The following is a 12,797-nucleotide window of genomic DNA, read 5'->3' as shown; positions in this document are numbered from 1 at the left end:
GGCCCCCGGGGGGGTGGCGGGGGGGGGCCCCGCGGCGGGGCCCCCACACCGAACCGGCCGACTACGGCGTGGAGAAACCGATCAGCGCACCGATGCCCGCGCCGATCGGGATGGTGACCAGCGCGCCGACCCCGCCGAGGAAGAAGCCGAGCACGGCGCCGATCCCCGCGCCGATGAGGGCGCCGATCCCGGCGTTGTACTGCTTGCGGGCGAGCGTCTCGTCCTCACCCACGAACTGGTTGAGGCGCTCGGTGGTGGCGGGCGAGCCCACCGGCGTCACCGTGAGGGTGCGGCCCGCGTCGGTGATCGCGGGGGCCAGCCCGTGGGTCGCGCCGGAGGCCTGGAACGTCAGCGGCAGCGTCGCGACGACCTGTCCCGTTTCGCTCCGCAGCTCGACCGCCCTGGCGTCGGCCGTCAACGCGAAGGTGCCCGCGTCGAGCGTGGTGACCACCCCTGTCCCGTCGGCGGCGGGAGCCGAGGTGAAACCGAGGCCCTGCTCGACACCGTGCACACTGACCTGCGCGGGCGTCGCGGGCTGGGCGTGCGCGACGCCCGTCGCGATTCCGGTGGCCCCGACCGCGAGTAGGGCGGTTGCGGCGAATCTATTGACTCTCATCGTATTTCCCCACTTAGTCGTGTCGGCCACGAGTGCCGACGAATCCCCAAGATGCCGGTTCTCGGCCCCACCATTCTGGCCGCAGTGGATTCCCGAAGCAATCGTTCTGCGAATTCCGTGGAAAAATCCGTGCTGTGTTCGCGAGCAATGCGCGCTTGAATTGTGCCGGGACACTGGTTGTTTCGTCGATACGATGCAACCGATTGCCAAATATGTGCTATTGACTTGCGGGGCATCAATATTGGATCAGGCGAGCGAGGTTGTTTCAGGAAAACTGCTGGTTCCCTGACTGATTCAGTCGATAGGGACAGCTGCGCGCTGCTGGTCTACGGCCTCAACACCTGGTTGCCGACCTTGATGCGCAAGGCGGGCTACAACGGGCTGGTTGATCGCGGCGGGCTACGGTCACCCGTTGGGCTTCTGCACCTTCGCCGCCGCCGCGGTTGTCGCGGCGTCGCTCATCCCGCGGGCCATCGCCGATACCTCGAGCGTAGGGATGCCGGCAGCGCAGTGAGACCGGCGATCGTCTCGCCCACGGCGGCAGATGATTCCGGTTCCGCGCTCACGATGCCGCGCGGAGCCGGGATCACCTGGCCGACTATGCGGGGATCGTTTCTGCTCAGAACGCGCTACCGGAGCCGGGCAGCAGCCAGGCGATGCCGGGCCATACGCCGAACGGGCTGCCCCAGTAGCCGAACGGGCTACCCCAGTAGCCGCCGTAGCCGCCCCACCCGCCGTAGCCACCCCAGCCGCCGTGGCCCCACCCGCCGTGGCGGTGCCAGCCGCCGTGGATCTCGTCGGCCTGAGCCGTCTGTGTAACGGTCGGCTGCGCCACAGCGGGTGCGGCGACCGCGGGCACGGCGGCCGCGGCAACGGGGGTCAGTGCGAGCGCGGCGACCATCGCCACGCGGACAACCGCTCGCCGGGCGCGTCCGGTCTCGACGTCGTGAATCATCGGTACTTCCTCACTTCGGTACGTCATCGTCCGGTCGGTGACCGATTCGGAAAGGTCATCGACCCAATCTCACCACCACGCATCGTACCGTTGAATAACGGTACGTTCAATGTGGTTCGGTCGTGCGAAAATTCGCGGCGCGTATGTCGGCGCTCGTGCCGGGCGGTCACGCTGGGTACCGTCGGGTCAGCGGACACTCGAGAGGAGTCGACTGATGGCGACCAGTGCCGACGTGCTGACCGACGGATACGAGCGGATCAGGGAGGTGGTGCACGAAGCGGTCGACGGACTGGGGGAGGACATCCTCGCTCACCGCATCGATGCGGGCGCCAACTCGATCGCGTGGTTGATCTGGCATCTGACTCGTGTGCAGGACGACCACATCGCGGATGTGGCCGGTATCGAGCAGGTCTGGACCGCCCACGGCTGGTACGACCGCTTCGGTCTACCCATCGACAAGGGCGCGACCGGCTACGGCGACCAGCCTGCCGACGTGGCGGTGGTCCGAGCGCCGGCCGAGTTGCTCACGGGGTATTACGACGCGGTGCACGAACAGACGCTGCGCTTCGTCCGGGGGCTGGTGGACGGCGATCTGGACCGCGTCGTGGACACCCGATGGGATCCGCCGGTGACGCTGGGTGTGCGGCTGGTCAGCGTGATCTCGGACGATCTGCAGCACGCGGGCCAAGCGGCGTTTCTGCGCGGCCTGCTGGAACGAACGAGATAACCGGCACCGGGAAGTCACCGGCCCTGCGCGGCCCGCGCTGTGACGTAAGTTGATGCCGAGCAAGCCGAAGGTTCACAGAGAGTGCCGCCGTGGTCGTGAAGAGTGTTCTGGTCGGTCTCGCCGTGCTCGTTCTCGTGGGAGTCGTCGTGCTCACGGTGGTCGGTGCGCACTGGTATATATGGCGGCGACTCGTGCGGGACACGACCACAGCGGGTTCCCGCACGCGTCGCGTCGGCACCGCCATTGTTTTGGCAGGACCCTTGCTGCTGTTGGGCACGACGGTGGCGGAGTTGGCGTCCGCTCCGTTCGCGTTGGTCCGGATCATCGCCTGGCCCGGCTACCTGTGGGGCGCCTTGTTCATATACCTGCTGCTCGCGCTGGTGGCCGGCGAGCCGATTCGAGCTTTGGCGTTGCGCTGGTCTGATCGAGGCCGGGTGCTACGCGAACCGAAGACATATGCGGAAACCGGGTTCGCGTCGGAGTCCGTGGCGGGAGCTGGGTCGGGGTCGGATTACTCGGCGGAAGCCGTGCCCGTGCAGGAGTCGTTGGCGGGGGCCAGGTCTGAGCTGGAGTTCCCAGCGGGAGCTGGGCTCGGGCCCGAGTCGTCGGCGGGAGCGGGGTCCGGGGCGGCGTTCCCAGCGGGAGCCGAGTCAGCGCCGGAGTCGTTGCCGGGGCCCAAGTCTGGGCTGGAATCGTCAGCGGGAGCTGGGTCAGCGCCGGAGTCGTCGGTTGGAGCTGGGGCTGGGCCGGAGTCGCCGGCGAGGGCCGGGTCCGAGCTGGAGTCTTCAGCGGAAAGCGGTTCCACCTCGGCGACAACCGTCTCCGCTCCGGAGTCCCCGCGGGGCACGACCGCTCCGGCCGAGTCCCCGCCGACCCGGGTGCCGCGCCGTGTCTTCGTCGCGCGGGTGATGGGTGGCGCCGCCGTCGCCGCGGCCGCGACCACGGTCGGCATCGGCGCCCATGGCGTGCTCGACGGACCCGGTGTGAAGCGGGTCGCCGTGCCGCTGGCGAAGTTGCCGCGCCGAGCGGACGGGTTCCGCGTCGCGGTGGTGAGCGACGTGCATCTCGGCCCGATCCTGGGACGCGGCTTCGCCGAACGCGTGGTGCGCACCGTCAACGACACTCGGCCCGACCTCATCGCGGTCGTCGGCGACCTGGTGGACGGCAGCGTCGAACACCTCCGCTCGGCCGTCGAGCCGCTGGCCGGACTGCGTGCCCGCCACGGTGCGTTCTTCGTGACCGGGAATCACGAGTACTTCTCCGGCGCCGAGCAGTGGGTGGAGCATGTCCAGGAACTCGGCATGCATCTGCTCGCGAACGCTCGCGCCGAGCTGCCCGGATTCGATCTGGCGGGCGTGAACGACGTGCAGGGCGGGCGAACCGGTCAGGGCCCGGACTTCGGCAAGGCGCTCGGCGACCGCGATCGCACACGCACCGCCGTGCTGCTGGCGCACCAGCCCGTGCTGATCGAGGACGCGGTGGCGCACGGCGTCGACCTGCAGCTGTCCGGCCACACCCACGGCGGCCAGCTCTGGCCGGGCAATTACCTTGCGGCCCTGGCGAATCCGACCGTTGCCGGGCTGGAACGGTACGGCGACACCCAGCTGTACGTCTCCAGGGGGGCCGGGGCGTGGGGTCCGCCGGTGCGGGTCGGCGCACCGTCGGACATCACCGTCGTGGAACTCGTGTCGCTCCAGGCTTGAACGCGAAACTCGCGGGTCAGCCGAACAGGCCGCCCAGCACACCGCCGCTCTGGCCGGCCTCCTGCCCGCCGCCGGTGCCTCCGACGAAACCGCCCGGCGGCAGCTCCGACGGCTGCACGATGACGAAGCCGCGTCCGGAGAACGACAGCGTCATCCCCTCGCCGGTGCTGCGGCCCATCAGCCTGCCCAGCCCGAACGAATCATTGCGCTTGATACCGGTCTGCAGGCTCGACGACCACGCCACCGCCGCCTGCGGATCGGCGTAGGTCGGCTGGTCGACGTTGAGCACCACGGGCGTACCGTGCGTGGTGATGGCGATGCGGCCGCGGCCGGTGAAGACGCAGTTGAACAACCCGGCGTTGCTCGCGAATCCGGCGGCGCCCTGCACCATCCGGATGTCGTAGCGCAGGCCCGAATCGAAGGCGAGCACATTGGCGCCGTTGATGGTGAGGCCGTCGGTGCCGTCCAGATCAATGGTGTGCACGTCGGCGGCGCCGTTGGCGACGAACAGGTCGCCGCGCCCGGACACCTTCATCAGCGGAACGCCCTCACCGGTCAACCGCTGCTGGATCGCCCGGCCGATCCCGCCCGCGCCGAGCGCCTGGAACTGCAGATCGCCCTGGTAGGCGACCATGGATCCGGCCCGAGCCATGACCTCGCCGTTGACGGCCACCTTGATCATCTTGCCGCCCTGCTTCTGGATGCCCGCGCCGGTGACTTCGGCGTGGCTGGGGGCGAACAGTTCGCTCTGCATCGGCAGCGCTCCTTGCTGAGGTGAGGGCATCGGTGGCGGCGGCACCGCGGCGACCGGCGCCGAATAGGCCGGTTGCGGTGGGTAGGCGGGCGGGGGCGCGGGCTGGTACGCGGGAGGTGGCGCAGGGTGGTGTGCCGGGGGCGGCGCGGGTCGGTATGCCGGTGCGGGAGCGGGTGACGAGGTCGGCTGGGCCGGTTCATCATCGATGTTCACACCGAAAGCCGTTGCGATACCAGCCAAACCGTTGTCGTACCCCTGGCCGACAGCACGCACTTTCCATCCGCCGCCGCGGCGGTAGATCTCGACGCACACCACGGCGGTCTCGGTGCTCAAGCCCGTCATCGGAAAGGCGAGTGTGCTCGACGAAGACGCGATGGTCGCGCGCAGCGAGCCCGCGGCGGCGAAAGTCGGTGGCCCGCTGCCGTCGAGGCTCGCGGTGACCACGACGCGGTCCACGTCGCTGGGCAGCGCGCCGGTCTGGATGTCCACCACGTCGCCCGCGCCCTGGCCGTGCCGGTAGGTGACGCCCGGGGCGACCGGTTGATTGAAGAACACGAAATCGGCATCGGAGCGCACGCGCCCCGCCGAGTTCAGCAACAGCGCCGATACGTCGACGGGAGCCGAGCAGGTGACGGTCACCGCCAGCCGGTCGCCGGGCGCGGGGCGGTTCTCACCGCGGGCGAGATCGGTCACGGCAGGCCGTCCGATCCGCGGCGGTGTCGGGTTGACATGCGATTCACGGGCTCCAGTGTGTCGTGCACCCGCAACCCGCGCCACACGCGTACCCGGAATAGGCTGCCACCAGGCGTTTTCTTGTCACGCAGCCCCATTCGCTCGGGCCGGGCTCGCTGGTCGGGCGCGGTACCGGCAACTGCTCGCCGACCAGACCGAACAGCGACAACAGCGCCGCTTGGCGCCCGCGTCGACGTGAGCCGGCGCGAGGTCGCCACGACGCGGGCGGATCGCCATCCGTGCGTGAGAGACGGGGAACGTATCCGCGCATTCATCGCGTGATGGGGAGCGCGCGGTAGTGATCGAGCGGAGGTGCCGAATCCGCCTGGCCGGTATGGCGAATCCCCGTGACCCGGAAGAGCCCGGCCGGGTCTGCCGGGCTCCGAGGCTGGTCAGAGGACTTCGGCGTACATGGTGCCGTCGAGGATGCCGAACTCGACCTGTCCGGGGAACAGGGGCAGTGCGCCGGTGGCGTGCTGGGTGTGGTTGAGGGCGATCGTTTCGGTGGCCCACCGGTGCAACGGCTCGGGTAGCCGCAGAACCCGGTGGTCGGTGCAGCGAACATAGGGATAGGTGATCTCGCCCGGCCGGGCGAGCGGGTTGTGGATGTCGAGCGCGGCGATGTCCAGGACCAGGCCGGTCTGCTTGGCGGAGGCGACGGTCGGTGGCTGCAGTTCGATGTCGTCCATGACCGAAGACGGTAGCTCGAAGGATGCCCAATGCGGGTGATTCCCGCTGAATGTCCTTTGGATTTCATAGAAAATGGGGGACGGCGAGGTTCATCTATTCGGGTGAACCCCACCGCTACCACCAGCGATCGCGGCACGCTTGGGCGTGCGGTGCCGCGCCGGATGTCCCGGAGCCACCGGGACGGTGACGAGCCTAAGCGACGCTGAAGATTCGCGGAGGCGTTTTCGCGGATTCGGCAGGAGTTGCCGACCGGCCCGCATCCGGGGGCGACCGGTCGGTAACCGCCGTCGGAATGTCCGGTTTCCGGCAGCCCGGCTTACTATGCCAGCGGTGTGAAACAAGCTGTGCGCGTTGCTTATCCGGCACGGCTGCGTGCTGTTCGGTCTACTTCAGGAGGGTGGAAGACGTGCTCTATGTAGTCATCGCGGCCATTGTCGTGACCTTGTTGGCCGTGTCGGCCGTGGCGATGGTGTGGGATCCGCGCCGCCGTGCGGAGTCGGACGAATACGACTACGAGTACGACATGAACGAGGACGACGCCCTGGCGGACGAGTACGCCCGCCCGCGCAATGTCGAATGGCCGCGCAAGGAGAGCGTCTGATCGGCGGCAACGGCCGCCCGGCGGGCGGTGGCGACCCTGGCGCCCAGCCGAGTGTGGCTGGGCGCCGTCCTTTTCCGGCGGATTCGGCCCGAAGGCCGGGATCCGGTCACGCCACGGTGAAGTCGCGCCACGACGCGTGCAGGCCCTGCCCGCGCAGCGACGTGCTGCGCCCGTCTTCGATCGGATGCAGGGTGATGATGCCGAAACCGATCTGCACCGTCTCCGGCAACCGCGGCGCGCGCGTGGTGTACACCGGGATGTCGTCGACGTACCAGCCGGCGGTTCCCGCGGCGCGGTCGATGGTGACGCTGTAGCGGTGGAATTCGCCGGGTTTGATGTCGACCCCTGCCAAGGGCGCGTGCACGACGTGGGTGAACGCCTCCTCCGCGGGGACGACGCCCGGCACGAACAGCCGTTCGTGAATGGCGTACGCGTGCCTGCTCGTCGCGATGAGGTCGAAGACCTGGGCGCTGCTCATGTCGAGGACGTTGAACGCGGCGAAGCCGTCCCGGTAGTCCTCACCGGTGACGCCGATGTTCTCCGCCGCCAGCTCCACCGCGAAGGTCCGCGGTCCGCCGGTGAGATCGAACGTTTCGGTCGACACCAGCAGATGCTTCGGGTTGTCCAGAATCTGGACCTCGGCGTGGGATCGGGTGAAGGCGTCGATCCGGACCGATACCGCGCCCTCGCCGACCTCGGTGCGGGCGGCCGGGTCGGCGTAGCGCCACGTCTGGTCCGGTCCGAGGGGGACTTCGAGGAAGCGCCACCGGTCTTCGCGTAGATCCGGTCCGCTCAGGTCGTCGTATATCATCGCGGCGGTTACCTTTCAGCCGATTCGTTCGGGGGATCCGATAGGTCGTCCTCGGTCGCCCGGCGGCGCAGGGGGGTCACGACGCCGTTCGACGATCCGGACTTGTAGCCGACGCCGCCGAGTAGCAGACGTTCCTCCGTCAGCCGCGGCCGCAGCGCGGGCCCCATCGGCCACCAGTCGTCGAGTTCGACCAGACCGGGCTCGATCAGTTCCAGATCGCCGAAGTACGAGGCGATCTGCTCCCTGGTGCGGTACCACCCTGAGCCCAGGCCCATTTCGGTGAAACGCCGTTGCAGCTCGATGGCCATCTCGTGCGCCTCGCCGCCGTCGGCGGGATCGTAGAAATGCGTGATCGCGACGTAGGAGCCGACGGGCAGCGCATCGATGTACTGACGCATGATCCCCGCCGGATCGAGATCGTCGTCGACGTGATGCAGGATGCCGCACAGGATCAGCGCCAGCGGCCGGGTGAGGTCGAGGTGCTGGGTCACCTCGGAGTTCGCCAGCAGGGTTTGCGGGGCGGTCAGATCCGCGGGCACGAAATGGGTGAACTCGTTGCGTTCGAGCAGTACGCGGCCGTGGATGTTGCACACCGGATCGTTGTCGACGTACACCACGCGCGCCGTCGGGTTCTGCTGCTGCGCGATCTCGTGTGTGTTGCCGACGGTGGGCAGACCGGCGCCGATGTCGAGGAATTGGCCGATGCCGACGGTCCCGGCCAGATAGCGCACGACGCGGTGCAGCCAGCGGCGATTCATGCGGGCCACGTCGCTCTGCCGCGGTGCGACTTCGGCTACTCGGTCGCGTACGTAGCGGTCTACTTCGTAGTTGTCCTTGCCACCGAGGGTGGCGTCGTAGACGCGGGCGATGCTCGCGCGTGTCGTGTCCACGCCTACCGGCGCGCGGACACCGGTCTGGGGAGCGGGATCGGACATGGAGACCTCTCTCTAGTTTCCGTCGCCTGGCTCACCAGCCTAGGGACCGCCGAATCGGGGAGCAATCCGTGCGGATGTATTCGGCCAGTGCTGCTTTCGTGAACCGATGGCGGTCTTGCCGAGCGCGACCCCGCATGGGAACCGGTCGGTATTCATCGGTTGCGGGCGATGACTCAGGACGCGCCGGGCCGGTACAGCACCCGTCCGGGCAGCCACCCGCCCTGGACATGCGTCACGCGCCACCAGTCGATGTGCACCTCCACCGCCTCGATGGGCGTGGACAAGAACGGTTCGATCTGTGGCTCCTTCCGTAACAGCGTCCGGAACGTCTCCTCCCGCTCGCTCGCGCCGGTGCGGACCACGGCCGTGCCGAGGCCTTGTGCGAAGGGGTTGAGGAATCCGTCGGGGACGACCTTGACTCCGACGCTGGGATTGGCGCGCAAGCCGTCCAACGTCCGTCCGCTCGACTCGAGCACGAGCGTCAAGCGGAACGGATCGCCGTTCAGCTCGGCGAAGAACGCGTTCGAGCACCAGTTCACGCCCGCTTTCGACGTGGCGAGGTCGATGCTGGTGAAGCCGAGGACACCGGTCAGCTTGTCCTGGATGTCCTGATCGGTGATCCGCACGTCGTTCGATGTCATGTCGGGCTCCGTGGTGGGGGACGGGTTCAGGTTTTGCGGCCGACGCCGCCGAGTATGAGACGTTCATCCGGCCACGGCGTGCGCAGCGCTGGGCCGCCGGGCCACCATTCGTGCAGTTCCACCAATCCCGGTGGAACCATTTCCAATCCGTCGAAGAAAGCCTGGATCTCCGCGCGGGTGCGCCAGCGTCCGGTGCCGAGGCCCCCGTCGTGCAGTGCTCGTTCGGCCAGTCTGGCCAGCGCGTGCAGCTGTTCGCTCTCGGCGGCCGGATCGAAGAAGTGGCTGATCATCACATAGGACCCCGGAGCGAGGCGATCGATATACCGCCGCATGATGCCCGCCGGGTCCCGATCGTCGTCGACGTGGTGCAAGGTGCCGCACTGCATCAGCAGCACCGGTCGGGTCAGATCGAGGTAGCCGTTGACCGCGGGGTCGTCGAGCACGTCGTCCGGCCGGGTCAGGTCCAGGTCGAGAAAGTGGGTACGTTCGTTGGCTTCCAGCAGCTTGCGCCCGCGCGCGGCGCAGATCGGGTCGTTGTCCACGTAGACCACCGCGACCTCGGCGCCGAGTTCCTGGGCGACCTCGTGGGTGTTCTTCTGCGTGGGCAGCCCACTGCCCAGATCGAGAACCTGGTCGACACCCGCCGACCGCGTGACGTACCGGACCACCCGCTCGAGCCAGCGCCGATTCGCGGCGCCGACGTCGTCCTGGTGCGGCACCGCCTTCTTCAAGCGCTGGTACACCTGCCGGTCGGACTCGTACCAGTCCGTCCCGCCGAGGGCATAGTCGTACACCCGTGCGATACTGGGTATCTCCGGGTCCACACCCGCTAGTCGGGTCGATCCCTCTGCCGACGTCATGGCGCTCCTCCTCCGCGTGGCCACCGTCGGGGGCGACTCTACGCACAGCCGCCTCGGCGCGCCGGGGAATTCGGCCCGGATATTGCGTTGGCGCTCTTGCGAATCCATTCGTGCGTATCCGATTCACGGCGCGCCCTCGCGTCCGGGCCGGCGTCTGCGTGCGGCCGAGTAGGATCGTCAGCCGACGTTCCGACAGCTGTGATGGTGGAGGCACTACGCCGCGCGGTCTAACCCCCGATCGGCCGGAGGCATGCATGACCAACGACGAGGACAGTGGTGACAACGCCGAATTCCCTGCGGCAGAACGCGGTCCGACGGTACTGCGGATCGCGCTCGGCAGCCGGTTGCGTCAGCTGCGCGAGGGCTGCGGAATCAGCAGGGAGGCGGCGGGCGACGCGATCCGTGGATCGCATGCCAAGATCAGCAGGCTGGAGCTGGGCCGGACCGGGTTCAAGGAACGCGATCTGCACGACCTGCTGAACCTTTACGGAGTTGTCGACCCCGCTGAACGCGAAACGTACTTCGAACTGGCTCGGCGGGCCAACGACCCGGGATGGTGGCAGCACTACAGCGATCTGCTCCCGGCGTGGTTCGAGACCTACATCGGCCTCGAACAGGCCGCCACCACGATCCGCACCTACGAGGCGCAGTTCGTCCCTGGGCTGCTGCAGACCGCCGATTACGCGCGGGCGGTGATCCAGCTGGGCAACACCGACGAGACCGAACGCCGCGTCGCCATTCGCATGCGCCGCCAGCAGATCCTCTACCGTGCCGCCGCTCCCACGCTATGGGCCGTCATCGACGAGAACGCGCTACGCAGGCCGGTCGGCGGGGTGGAGGTGCTGCACGAGCAGATCGAGCATCTGGTCACGATGGCCGACCGTCCCAGCATCCGGATCCAGGTGCTGCCGTATGCGGCGGGTGGGCACTCCGCCGCGGGCGGCCCGTTCAGCATCCTCCGGTTTCCCGAGCCCGAGCTGCCCGACATCGTCTACACCGAGCAGCTCACCAGCTCCCTGTATTTCGACAAGCAGCGCGATGTCGAGCTGTACATGTCGGTCATGAACCGGATCAGCGTGGAGGCGCTTTCCCCGGCCGAGAGCGTGCGCTTCCTGCGCGGGCTGCTCACCGAGCCGCAATCGGGCGAATAGGACTGACTCGATCGTCGTTTCGGAGTGCGGTATCCGTGCTCCGCGTGTGTGCGCCGGCTCGGCGCGGGAAGTTTGCCAACAGGGTCGCGGGCGACCGAGGAGTCGCCGCCGCGTGCTGTCGGTGGCGGGATCGCGTCGTGCTCTCGGAAACCGGTCGGTCGGCGCGGAGCGGCGGAGAGCGAAGGCTCCGAATCGAATCCTCGTTCCGTGACGTGAAATCCGTTGTCGTCGGGGAGAACTCGGTGAAATGCGATCGGCAGCAGATAACGGTTCGATATCGCTCCATTGCAACCGATGCTGATTTGTTATCGATCAGCCTGCGTTCACCTCGATTTTCGAGGTTTTCGAGACCGGTGGCGCCAATGCACATGCACGCGCGCATGTACGTACCGATGGACGATCACCGATGCGACGCGGCCGCTGTGGTGTGGCAGTATCCCTGTCGAGGTCGGGGTCTGAGGATCGGCTCGGGCACTGGCTGGTTCGGCCACGGCGGCCCCAACGCGAGTTGGGGCCGCCGGCGGAGCCGTCGTGAACCGCTCCGATGTCCGGATTGCCGATAGTTCACGGCGTCAGCACGATCCGGATCGGATTGCCCTCCTTGCTTTCCAATGCGTGTACCGCTTCGTCCGCTTCGGACAGGGGGAGCACGGCACTCACCGACTTGGCGAAATCGAGCCGATGCGCGCGGCGCAGGCGCACGAGTTCGAGCACATGGCCGGGCTCGGAGCCGTAATGCCCGCGCAGCTGTTGCTGCCGAAAACTGAAGATGGTGCCGTTGGTGATCGTGATCGGCTTGTCGGTGAGCCCGACCAGCACCAAGCGTCCCTCGTCGGCGAGGCATCCGACGGCTTGTTCGCGCACGGGCGCGAAGCCGGCGAAGTCGAACGCGACATCGAGTCCCGCTCCCGCGGTGGCGGCGTACACCTTTTTCGCCAGTTCCGGGTCGGACGGATCGAGTGCGAGGTCCGCCCCGAATTCGAGCGCGCGCTGCCGGGCGGCGGGCAAGGGATCGACCGCGATGATCGGCGCGGCGCCGATCAGCCGCAGCAACTGCACCCCGTGCGCGCCGAGCCCGCCCACGCCCCATATGCCGGCCGACTCCGCGGCCCGCACCTGACCGGTACGGGTGATGGCGGCCCACGGCGTCGATACCGCGTCGGGGATGAAACAGGCTTGCTCGAACGGTAGGTCGTCGGGAATCGGCACCAGGGTGTCCGCGGTGGCCAGCGCGTATTCCGCCCAGCCGCCGTCGTAGTCGACGCCGCGGGTGTAGGTCTTGCCGTCCCGGATCTCACCCGCCTGCAACAACACCCGGTCGCCCGGCTGGGGACCCTGCACCTCGGGCCCGAGGGTGTGCACCGTACCCGCGACCTCGTGCCCGAGGGTGACCGCGTCGCCGGCCAGGTACATCGGCGACAGCACGCCCTCGATGAGGTGGACATCCGACAGGCAGACACCGGCGGCCGCCACCTCGATCAGTACCTGGCCCCGGCCCGGGGTCGGCACCGGGACGTCCTCCATGCGGAACCGATGCCCGTCGGCGGCACGCGGGAACAGTCGTCCAGCAAGCATGTTCAACTCCTCAGCAGGCCGATCGGTTGATGTGCGCCGCGCGTTC

13 protein-coding genes are annotated in these 12,797 nt (G+C 68.2%); 4 read left to right on the top strand and 9 right to left on the bottom strand.

The features are described 5' to 3' along the window. Nucleotides 1-61 precede the first annotated feature (61 nt). Together ACWEH3_RS12685 and ACWEH3_RS12680 are read right to left on the bottom strand one after the other, a co-directional pair. Nucleotides 62-616, bottom strand: a complete 555-nt coding sequence (locus tag ACWEH3_RS12685) for a hypothetical protein (protein WP_450023167.1) — start codon at nucleotides 614-616, stop codon at nucleotides 62-64. A gap of 619 nt (nucleotides 617-1,235) precedes the next feature. After that, entirely contained in the window at nucleotides 1,236-1,571 is a 336-nt protein-coding gene (locus ACWEH3_RS12680; protein WP_450023165.1) for a hypothetical protein, read from the bottom strand. Nucleotides 1,572-1,785: 214 nt separating this feature from the next. On the opposite strand from ACWEH3_RS12680, the gene ACWEH3_RS12675 reads away from it, so the two are divergent. Both ACWEH3_RS12675 and ACWEH3_RS12670 read left to right on the top strand, forming a co-directional pair. Further along, nucleotides 1,786-2,298 carry a mycothiol transferase gene (locus tag ACWEH3_RS12675; protein ID WP_450023163.1) on the top strand — a complete coding sequence of 171 codons (513 nt, stop codon included), beginning with the start codon at nucleotides 1,786-1,788 and terminating at the stop codon, nucleotides 2,296-2,298. A gap of 89 nt (nucleotides 2,299-2,387) precedes the next feature. Beyond that, nucleotides 2,388-4,001: a metallophosphoesterase gene (locus ACWEH3_RS12670; RefSeq protein ID WP_450023161.1), complete on the top strand. Its 1,614-nt coding sequence runs from the start codon at nucleotides 2,388-2,390 to the stop codon at nucleotides 3,999-4,001. A gap of 16 nt (nucleotides 4,002-4,017) precedes the next feature. Here the strand turns inward: ACWEH3_RS12670 and ACWEH3_RS12665 are convergent, their stop codons facing one another. Together ACWEH3_RS12665 and ACWEH3_RS12660 are read right to left on the bottom strand one after the other, a co-directional pair. After that, nucleotides 4,018-5,448, bottom strand: coding sequence for an AIM24 family protein (locus tag ACWEH3_RS12665; protein WP_450023159.1), 1,431 nt, complete (start codon nucleotides 5,446-5,448; stop codon nucleotides 4,018-4,020). Between the two features lie 431 nt (nucleotides 5,449-5,879). Then, nucleotides 5,880-6,176 carry a hypothetical protein gene (locus ACWEH3_RS12660; protein ID WP_450023157.1) on the bottom strand — a complete coding sequence of 99 codons (297 nt, stop codon included), beginning with the start codon at nucleotides 6,174-6,176 and terminating at the stop codon, nucleotides 5,880-5,882. Between the two features lie 407 nt (nucleotides 6,177-6,583). Between ACWEH3_RS12660 and ACWEH3_RS12655 the strand changes: the two genes are divergently transcribed. Continuing rightward, nucleotides 6,584-6,778, top strand: a complete 195-nt coding sequence (locus ACWEH3_RS12655) for a hypothetical protein (protein WP_355076330.1) — start codon at nucleotides 6,584-6,586, stop codon at nucleotides 6,776-6,778. Nucleotides 6,779-6,884: 106 nt separating this feature from the next. Here ACWEH3_RS12655 and ACWEH3_RS12650 read toward each other — a convergent pair whose 3' ends face one another. The 4 genes from ACWEH3_RS12650 to ACWEH3_RS12635 all read right to left on the bottom strand — a co-directional run bounded on the left by ACWEH3_RS12650 (nucleotide 6,885) and on the right by ACWEH3_RS12635 (nucleotide 10,025). Then, the gene (locus tag ACWEH3_RS12650; RefSeq protein ID WP_356965311.1) at nucleotides 6,885-7,589 is read right to left on the bottom strand and encodes a DUF6081 family protein; all 705 of its coding nucleotides are present in this window, start codon (nucleotides 7,587-7,589) and stop codon (nucleotides 6,885-6,887) included. Between the two features lie 8 nt (nucleotides 7,590-7,597). Continuing rightward, complete coding sequence (locus tag ACWEH3_RS12645; RefSeq protein ID WP_450023154.1) at nucleotides 7,598-8,524, bottom strand: SAM-dependent methyltransferase; 927 nt, start codon at nucleotides 8,522-8,524, stop codon at nucleotides 7,598-7,600. 173 nt (nucleotides 8,525-8,697) lie between these two features. Next, nucleotides 8,698-9,165 (bottom strand): hypothetical protein, encoded by a 468-nt coding sequence (locus ACWEH3_RS12640; protein ID WP_450023152.1) that lies wholly within the window; start codon nucleotides 9,163-9,165, stop codon nucleotides 8,698-8,700. A gap of 26 nt (nucleotides 9,166-9,191) precedes the next feature. Then, a complete protein-coding gene (locus ACWEH3_RS12635; RefSeq protein WP_450023150.1) occupies nucleotides 9,192-10,025 on the bottom strand; it encodes an SAM-dependent methyltransferase in 834 nt (277 codons plus the stop codon). Nucleotides 10,026-10,279: 254 nt separating this feature from the next. Between ACWEH3_RS12635 and ACWEH3_RS12630 the strand changes: the two genes are divergently transcribed. Then, nucleotides 10,280-11,176, top strand: coding sequence for a helix-turn-helix domain-containing protein (locus ACWEH3_RS12630; protein ID WP_450023148.1), 897 nt, complete (start codon nucleotides 10,280-10,282; stop codon nucleotides 11,174-11,176). A gap of 564 nt (nucleotides 11,177-11,740) precedes the next feature. On the opposite strand, the gene ACWEH3_RS12625 is transcribed toward ACWEH3_RS12630, so the two are convergent. Then, on the bottom strand, nucleotides 11,741-12,751 hold the full coding sequence (locus ACWEH3_RS12625) for a zinc-binding dehydrogenase (RefSeq protein ID WP_450023146.1): 1,011 nt from the start codon (nucleotides 12,749-12,751) through the stop codon (nucleotides 11,741-11,743). Between the last annotated feature and the right edge of the window lie 46 nt (nucleotides 12,752-12,797).

This window comes from Nocardia sp. NPDC004718 (genome assembly GCF_053601535.1).
The sequence above is the reverse complement of the archived record's forward strand: the minus strand, read 5'-3'. Positions and strand labels throughout refer to the sequence as shown.